Here is a 7,721-nt window from a genome sequence, read left to right on the forward strand (position 1 = left end):
GCCGGATGCGCGTGCGCCTGGTCTTGCGATAGGCGATACGCAAGGTTGGCAACTGGCCTCTCTATCAATGGTTTGAAAAAGATGCAGGTAGGTGTAATCGGTAATCCGGGCCAGGGCCGCGTTGCGTTGCGCCTGTGGTCCAGACAGTGCGGCTGCCGCATGGCGCTAGTGCGGTCGCATTGCGTATGAGTTCGTCATTCCCGCACGGCGACAGCGTCATGGCGCAGGCGGTGCGCAGCCACGATTGGGCGTCCACGCCACTGGGGCCGAGTGCGCAGTGGCCATCGCCGTTGCGCAACGCGGTCAGCTTGATGCTGTGCTCGCCGGAAAGCATGTATGTGGTGTGGGGCGAGGCGCTGACCTTTTTCTACAACGATGCGTATGCGCCGATTTTGGGGCCGCGTCAGCCGCAGGCCTTGGGTGCACCGCTGCGTGCGTTGTGGGCCGATGCGTGGGAGGCCGTGCGTGGGCCGATCGAGGCTGCGTTCGAAGGCCGTGCGTCGCGCTTTGAAGAAGTGCCGATCGGCATGAGCCGCTACGGCACGCCGGAAGAGACCTGGTGGACGTTCTCGTTCTCGCCGATCTACCTGGACGATGGCCGTGTCGGCGGCGCGTTCTGCGTGACCAATGAAGTCACCGACCGCAAGCTGGCGCAAAACCGTCTCGCCGACGAACATGAGCGCCTGATCCGGCTGTTCGAGCAGGCGCCGATGTTCATGGCGTTCCTGAGCGGGCCGCAGCATCGGGTGGAGTTCGCCAACCCATGTTATTCGCGCTTGATCGGTCACCGCGACGTGATCGGGAAACCATTGGCCGAGGCCTTGCCTGACCTGGTCGAGCAAGGCCATCTGCGCCACCTGGACGAGGTCTATCAGTCGGGGCGTGCCTACGCGGCCAATGCGCTTGCGTACAACGTGCAGGCCGCGCCAGGTGGTCCGGTGGAGCGGCGCCTGCTGGATCTGGTCTATCAGCCGATTGCAGGCGCCAACGGCACCGTCTCCGGCATCTTCGTGCAGGGTCTGGACATCACCGATCGCATCAGCCTGGAACGCGCGGTGCGCGAGGCCGAGGTGCGCAACCGGCAGATCCTGGACAGCGTGATGGACTACGCGATCATCGCCACCGATCTGCAAGGGCGGGTCACCTCATGGAACGAGGGCGCGCGGCGCATCCTGGGCTGGACCGAGACGGAAATGCTCGGCCAGTCGTTGGAGCGCACGTTCACGCCTGAAGATGTGGAGCACCGGCAGATCCTGATCGAAGCGGCTGCGGCGCTGGAAAGCGGCAGCGGCATGGACGAGCGCTGGCACCTCCGCAAATCCGGCGAGCGCTTCTGGGCCAATGGTTCGTTGATGGTGCTGCGCGAAGAGACCGGCGCGGCGATCGGCTTCGTCAAAGTGCTGCGCGATCGCACGGCCGAGCGGCTGGCCAGCGAGGCCTTGCGCAAGAGCGAACGCCGGCTCGATGCGTTAGTGCGTGCCTCGTCGCAATCGATCTTTTCGGCCAGTGCCGATTGGCGCGAGCTGCGGCAGCTGGTTGGCGATGGCGCACTGAGCGATGCGTTGTCGGCCACGCCGAACTGGCAGCAGGACATGGTGCATCCGGACGACCGCGCGCGGCTGGCCGAGGCCATTGCGCATTCGATCGTCAACAAGACCGCGCTGGATCTGGAGTACCGCGTGCTGGGGCCCGATGAGCGGGTGGGCTGGACCTTGATGCGGGCGATTCCGCTGCTCAACGAGCGCGAGCAGATCGCCGAATGGTTTGGCACCGCCGCGGACATCACCGACAAGCGCATCGCCGAAGAACAACTGCGCCAGTTGACCGAGACCCTGGAGGAACGCGTGCGCGAGCGCAGCGCGGCCTTGCTGTTGGCCGAAGAGAAACTGCGCCAGAGCCAGAAGATGGAAGCGGTGGGCCAGCTCACCGGCGGCCTGGCGCACGACTTCAACAACCTGCTGACGGCCATCAGCGTTGGGCTGGAGCTGCTGCAGACGCGCATCGAACAAGGCAAGTATGACCGTCTGGAACGCTATGTGGAGATGGCGCAATCCAGCGCCGCGCGCGCCACGGCGCTGACGCAGCGGTTGCTGGCGTTTTCGCGCAGGCAGACCCTGGCACCGACCGCGCTGGAGGTGGAAGCGCTGGTGCGCGACATGCACGACATCATCGCGCGCACGCTGGGGCCTTCGATCAGTTTGCAACTGCGCCCGCCGGCAGAATCGTGGAAAGTGCTGGTGGATGCGCCGCAGCTGGAAAACGCGTTGTTGAACCTGTGCATCAACGCACGCGATGCTATGCCCGATGGCGGCGAGCTCACCATTGCCATTGCCAATTGCGTGTTGAACGAGGCCACGGCGCAGCAGCTCGATCTGCCGGTTGGCGATTATGTGTGCCTGAGCGTGCAGGACAGTGGCACCGGCATGAGCGCGGAGGTCATGTCCAAGGTGTTCGAGCCGTTCTTCACCACCAAACCGATCGGGCAGGGCACCGGCCTGGGCTTGTCGATGATCTATGGGTTCACCCGGCAATCCGGCGGGCATGTGCGCATCGATTCGGAAGAGGGCGTGGGCACCACCATGTTGCTGTATCTGCCGCGTTTCACCGGCCTGCTGCCGGCCGATGAGATGCAGCACCCGGTCGAACCCTCGCTGCAATCGCCCACGCACAGCAGAACGGTGCTGCTGGTGGAAGACGAAACCGCGATCCGTGTCCTGGTGTCCGAAGTGCTGACCGAAGCGGGCTACCGCGTCATCGAAACAGCCGAAGGCAGTGCTGCCGTGGAGCGCTTGCGCTCGCAGGAAGCGATCGACTTGCTGGTGACGGACGTGGGCCTGACCGGCGGTTTGAACGGACGCCAGGTCGCCGATGCGGGGCGCCAGTATCGACCATCGCTACCGGTGCTGTTCGTGACCGGCTATGCGGCCACCGCTGCGGTTGGAGCCGGTCAGTTGGACGATGGCATGGAAGTGCTCACCAAGCCGTTTCTTGCGATCGATCTGGAGCGGCGCGTGGCGCAACTGCTGGGGCGGACGCCACAGTAATCGTGCACACGGAGTGGATGGCGCAATTGCTCCGCTCGCTTACAGCGTGGTCTGCACGATACCCAGCAGATCGCGCAACGAGAACGGTTTGGTCAGCAAACGCATGCCGGTATCCAGAAAGTCGGCACGCTTGGCAATGGCGCCTGCATAGCCGGTCATGAACACGATGGGCAATGCCGGATAAAGGAACCGGGCCTCGTCGGCCAGGTCGCGGCCGTTCATGCCCGGCAGGCAGATATCCGAGAGCAACAGGTCGAACGGGCGCGCCGTGTTGAGCTGTTCCAGCGCGTGCTCGGCATCGGCGGTGGCGACGACCTGGTAACCCTCGTCGCCCAGGATATCTTCGGTCATGGCGCGGATCGCATCGTCGTCTTCGACCAACAGGATGCGTCTGGTACTTGCTGCGTGATTCACCGCTATCCTCGAACAATCGCAACAACGCGATGTACTTCATGCGCAACGCTAGGCTGGCGGATGTGACGGGAGCGTCGGATTTGTCATAAAGGCATTGCCGAAAAACTCGGTTGAGCGCGCAATGGCAGCAGCAAACGCAAGCTGTGAGCAAGCAGGTCCGCGCAAGCAAGCTGATCAATTCAGTCGTAAGCATTGGGCTATCACGTGCGCGTGATAAATTGAAGGCTATGGGAAATTTGAAGCCGACGATCGCAAGACGCATCACCACGGGTACCGAGGGGTTGGATACCATCCTTCGCGGTGGCTTACCGCCCAATCGGCTGTATCTGCTGGAGGGCCAGCCGGGGTCGGGCAAGACGACGTTGGCGTTGCAGTTTTTGCTCGACGGCGCAGCCAAGGGCGAGAGCTGCCTGTACGTGACCTTGTCGGAGACCATCGACGAGCTCAACGAGGTGGCGACCTCGCACGACTGGACGCTGGATGCGCTGAATATCTTCGAGCTGGCATCGGCCGAGGCGTTTCTGGGCGACGGGCGCCAGCAGTCGATCCTGCATCCATGGGAAATGGAACTGGACGGCACCATCAAGCTCATCCAGTCCGAAGTGGACCGGATCAAGCCGACCCGTGTGGTGTTCGATTCGCTGTCCGAGTTGCGCCTGCTGGCGCAGGATCCGCTGCGCTACCGGCGGCAGGTGTTGGCGCTCAAGCAGTTCTTTTCTCCGCGCAACATCACCGTGTTTCTGGTGGACGATCTCGCCGGCGAAAATGGTCAGCGCGATGCGCATCTGCACAGCCTGTGCCATGGCGTGATTTCGCTGGAGCGCATGACGCTGGATTTCGGCGCGGCACGTCGGCGCATGCAGGTGCAGAAATTGCGTGGTGTGGATTTTGTCGCCGGCTATCACGACCTGACCATCACCACCGGTGGCATGCGCATCTACCCGCGCCTGATCGCCTCCGATCACCACGTGCCGTTCATTGGCGATGCGGTGTCCAGCGGCGTGGAGCGCATCGATGCGCTGTTGCATGGTGGCCCGCTGCGCGGCACCAGCACGTTGCTGACCGGGCCGGCCGGTTCGGGCAAGACCAACATCGCATTGCAGTATGTTGCCGCTGCCTGCGAGCGCGGTGAGCACTGCTGCATCCTGGAGTTCGACGAGCGCACCGGCACCTTGCTGACGCGCGCCGAAAGCGTGGGCATGGATCTGCGCAAGCATCTGGACTCGGGTCTGCTGGAACTGCATCAGATGGACCCTGCCGAGCTGACACCGGGCGAGTTCGCCTGGGCAGTGCGTGCCAGTGTCGAAGAACTTCATTGCCGCGTGTTGGTGATCGACAGCCTCAACGGCTATCTATCGTCGATGCCGCAGGAAAAGCAGCTGATGCTGCAGATGCACGAGCTTTTGTCGTATCTCAACCAGAGCGGCGTTACCACGTTTCTGGTCAACCCGCAGCATGGTCTGGTGGGCACAATGTCGACCGGCAATCTCAATATTTCGTACCTGGCCGATACCGTCGTCCTGTTCCGCTTCTTCGAAGCGCAAGGACGCATTCGCAAGGCCTTGTCGGTGATCAAGAATCGCAGTGGCGCGCATGAAGATTCGATCCGCGAGTTGCGCATCGGTAGCGGCGGGATCCATTTGAGCGAGCCGCTGGAGAAATTCCACGGTGTGCTGACCGGTACTCCGCAATTTGTCGGAGACGATGCGCCGTTGCTGGATCGTCCACTTGACTACCCGTGACCCGGACGGGTCCATCGTCCACATCATTGCGCCGTTCGGGCGCGATGCGGAAAGCATTGCCGACATCGTCGGCCAACGCGGGCTGACGCGCCGGGTCTATGCCTCGCTGGCGGCGTTGGCGGGTGATCTGCTCGACACCTCGGGCGTGGTGGTGCTGACCGAAGAGGCCGTCGGCGGCGACCTGCAGCAGTTGTCGCAGATGTTGCATGGCCAAGCCGCGTGGTCGGACATTCCATTCGTGCTGCTGCGCGCGCCGCGCGGCACCCATAGCGGGCGTCAGGGCACGTTGCCAGCCGAGGTGACCAACGTCATCGAGCTGGAGCGGCCATTGAGTTCGGCCTCGTTGCTGAGCGCCATTTCCACCGCGTTACGCTCGCGGCAGAAGCAGTTCGTCATCCGCGACCAGATGGCGCAGCTGGCCGAAAGCAAGGCCGCACTGGCGCTGAGCGAAGCCGAATTGCGCCGCGTCACCGACGCGTTGCCGGTGTTGATTGCCTTCATCGACAAGAACCTGATCTATCGCTTTGCCAATCGCTCGTACGAAGACTGGATCGGGGTGCCGCCTGCCAATGTGATCGGGCGGCCACTGGTGGATGTGGTCGGGCCGGCAGTGGTGGCGGAGCGGCGTGCCTGGATCGAGGCGGCGCTGGCAGGGCAGGCATTGACGGTGGAAACCAGTTGGCCGCATGCCGATGGGCGCCGACGCGATGCGGAAATCCGCTATATGCCGCGCCTGGATGCAGATGGCGTGGTGGATGGCTTTCATGTGTTCGCCACCGACATCACCGCACGCACGCTGGCGTTGGAATCGATCCAGCAGCAGGCCAATCTACTCGAGGTCAAGGTCGCCGAGCGCACCGCCGAGTTGCAGCAGCAGATGCAGGCGCGCGAATCCAGTGAAGCGGCGTTGCGTCAGGCGCAAAAGATGGAGGCGGTGGGCCAGCTGACCGGCGGTATCGCGCACGACTTCAACAACATGCTTACCGGTATTTTGTCCGCGCTGGATCTGGCACGCCTGCGTATCGATCAAGGCCGCACCGAAGGACTGGGCCGCTTTCTGGATGTGGCTTCGGCCTCGGCATTGCGGGCCGCCGCGCTGACGCAGCGGTTGTTGGCGTTTTCGCGCCGGCAATCGCTGGAGGCGCGCCATCTGCATCTGAACGATCTGGTGGTGTCGCTGCAGGAATTGCTGGCGCGCACGCTGGGTGAATCGGTGCGGCTGGAAACCGATCTGCACGCCAACATGCCGCAGGCCTATGTCGATGAAAACCAGTTGGAGAGCGCGCTGCTCAATCTGGCGATCAATGCACGCGATGCCATGCCCGGTGGTGGTCAGTTGCGGATCTCCACGCGCCATCTGCTGGTCGATGCGCAGCCGCTCGAACTTGGCCGTGGTGTGACCTTGGCGCCGGGCAACTATGCGGTGGTGTCGGTCACCGACAGTGGCACCGGCATGCCGACGGATGTGCTGGAACGCGTGTTCGAGCCGTTCTACACCACCAAACCGATCGGGCAGGGCACCGGCCTTGGCATGTCGATGATCTACGGCTTCATGCAGCAGTCCAACGGGCAGGTGTGGGTGGAGTCGACGATGGGCGTGGGCACCACCGTCAGTCTCTATCTGCCGGCGGGCGTGCATCTGCAGCCAGCGCAGCCGCTGCCGCAGGCCGGTGCGGTGGTCACCGGGAGAGGCCAGCAGGTGCTGGTGGTGGAAGACGACGAACAGGTGCGCTTGCTGGTCACCGAGCTGCTCAACGAATTGGGCTACGAGGCCGATGTGGTTGCCGACGCAGACGCCGCATTGCCGATTCTGGCCTCGCACCGACGGATCGATCTGCTGGTGACCGACGTCGGCCTGCCGGGGCTCAACGGGCGCCAGCTGGCGGAAATCGCACGTCAGTCACGCCGCGATCTGCCGGTGATCTTCATGACCGGCTATGCGGAAACCGCGCGCGATCGTGGCGAATTTCTGGGCGAAGGCATGAGCATGATCGCCAAGCCTTTTACGCTGGGCGAATTCAGCGGCAAGTTGCACGAAGTGCTGGGGCCTTCGGTCTGAGTGCTGAGCGCGTTTGACCCCACGTGCATTTAGTTGTGGATTGCCCATGGCTTCCGAGCCGCTAACAAAACCTCTTGCATGTTGTATCGATGGTAAGAGTTGCCGACATGGCAAATCGCAAACGGATTCCCATCGCTGTGGAAGATCTCGAACCGCTGATTTCGCAAGTGAGGCGTTCGCCCTCAAGCGGATGGTCGCAGCCAGTGAGTCAGTCGAGGGCGCGGTGCCCTCACCGCTCGCGGGACACTCCGCAAGTACGTCCATGTAGGCTGGGGGGCGGCATCCATGCCGCCACACGGTCCCGCAATCGGCGAGGACACCGCACCAGACAGTTTGCTGGTCGCATTGAGAGGAGCTAAGCATACCGACCATCTCGACTGGTCCTTGCCCGCCCACCGTCGCGGGACCTTACGCGGCATGGATGCCGCGTAAGAGCCTACATGGACGTACTTGCGGCGTGTC

The 7,721-nt window shown here is 63.2% G+C and carries 4 protein-coding genes; 3 read left to right on the forward strand and 1 reads right to left on the reverse strand.

Annotation, left to right across the window (positions count from 1 at the left end):
• Positions 1–185: 185 nt before the first annotated feature.
• Positions 186–3,044, forward strand: coding sequence for a PAS domain-containing hybrid sensor histidine kinase/response regulator (locus tag ABS769_RS11665; protein WP_317061865.1), 2,859 nt, complete (start codon positions 186–188; stop codon positions 3,042–3,044).
• 39 nt (positions 3,045–3,083) lie between these two features.
• Here the strand turns inward: ABS769_RS11665 and ABS769_RS11670 are convergent, their stop codons facing one another.
• Positions 3,084–3,428: a response regulator gene (locus tag ABS769_RS11670; protein ID WP_317061869.1), complete on the reverse strand. Its 345-nt coding sequence runs from the start codon at positions 3,426–3,428 to the stop codon at positions 3,084–3,086.
• 257 nt (positions 3,429–3,685) lie between these two features.
• Between ABS769_RS11670 and ABS769_RS11675 the strand changes: the two genes are divergently transcribed.
• Both ABS769_RS11675 and ABS769_RS11680 read left to right on the forward strand, forming a co-directional pair.
• Positions 3,686–5,200, forward strand: coding sequence for an ATPase domain-containing protein (locus tag ABS769_RS11675; protein ID WP_350498163.1), 1,515 nt, complete (start codon positions 3,686–3,688; stop codon positions 5,198–5,200).
• Positions 5,187–7,259, forward strand: coding sequence for an ATP-binding protein (locus ABS769_RS11680; RefSeq protein WP_317061867.1), 2,073 nt, complete (start codon positions 5,187–5,189; stop codon positions 7,257–7,259). The genes ABS769_RS11675 and ABS769_RS11680 overlap by 14 nt, the downstream gene beginning before the upstream one ends.
• Positions 7,260–7,721: the final 462 nt, after the last annotated feature.

Source organism: Xanthomonas hortorum (assembly GCF_040279205.1).
GTDB classification, from domain to species: Bacteria; Pseudomonadota; Gammaproteobacteria; order Xanthomonadales; family Xanthomonadaceae; genus Xanthomonas; species Xanthomonas hortorum_F.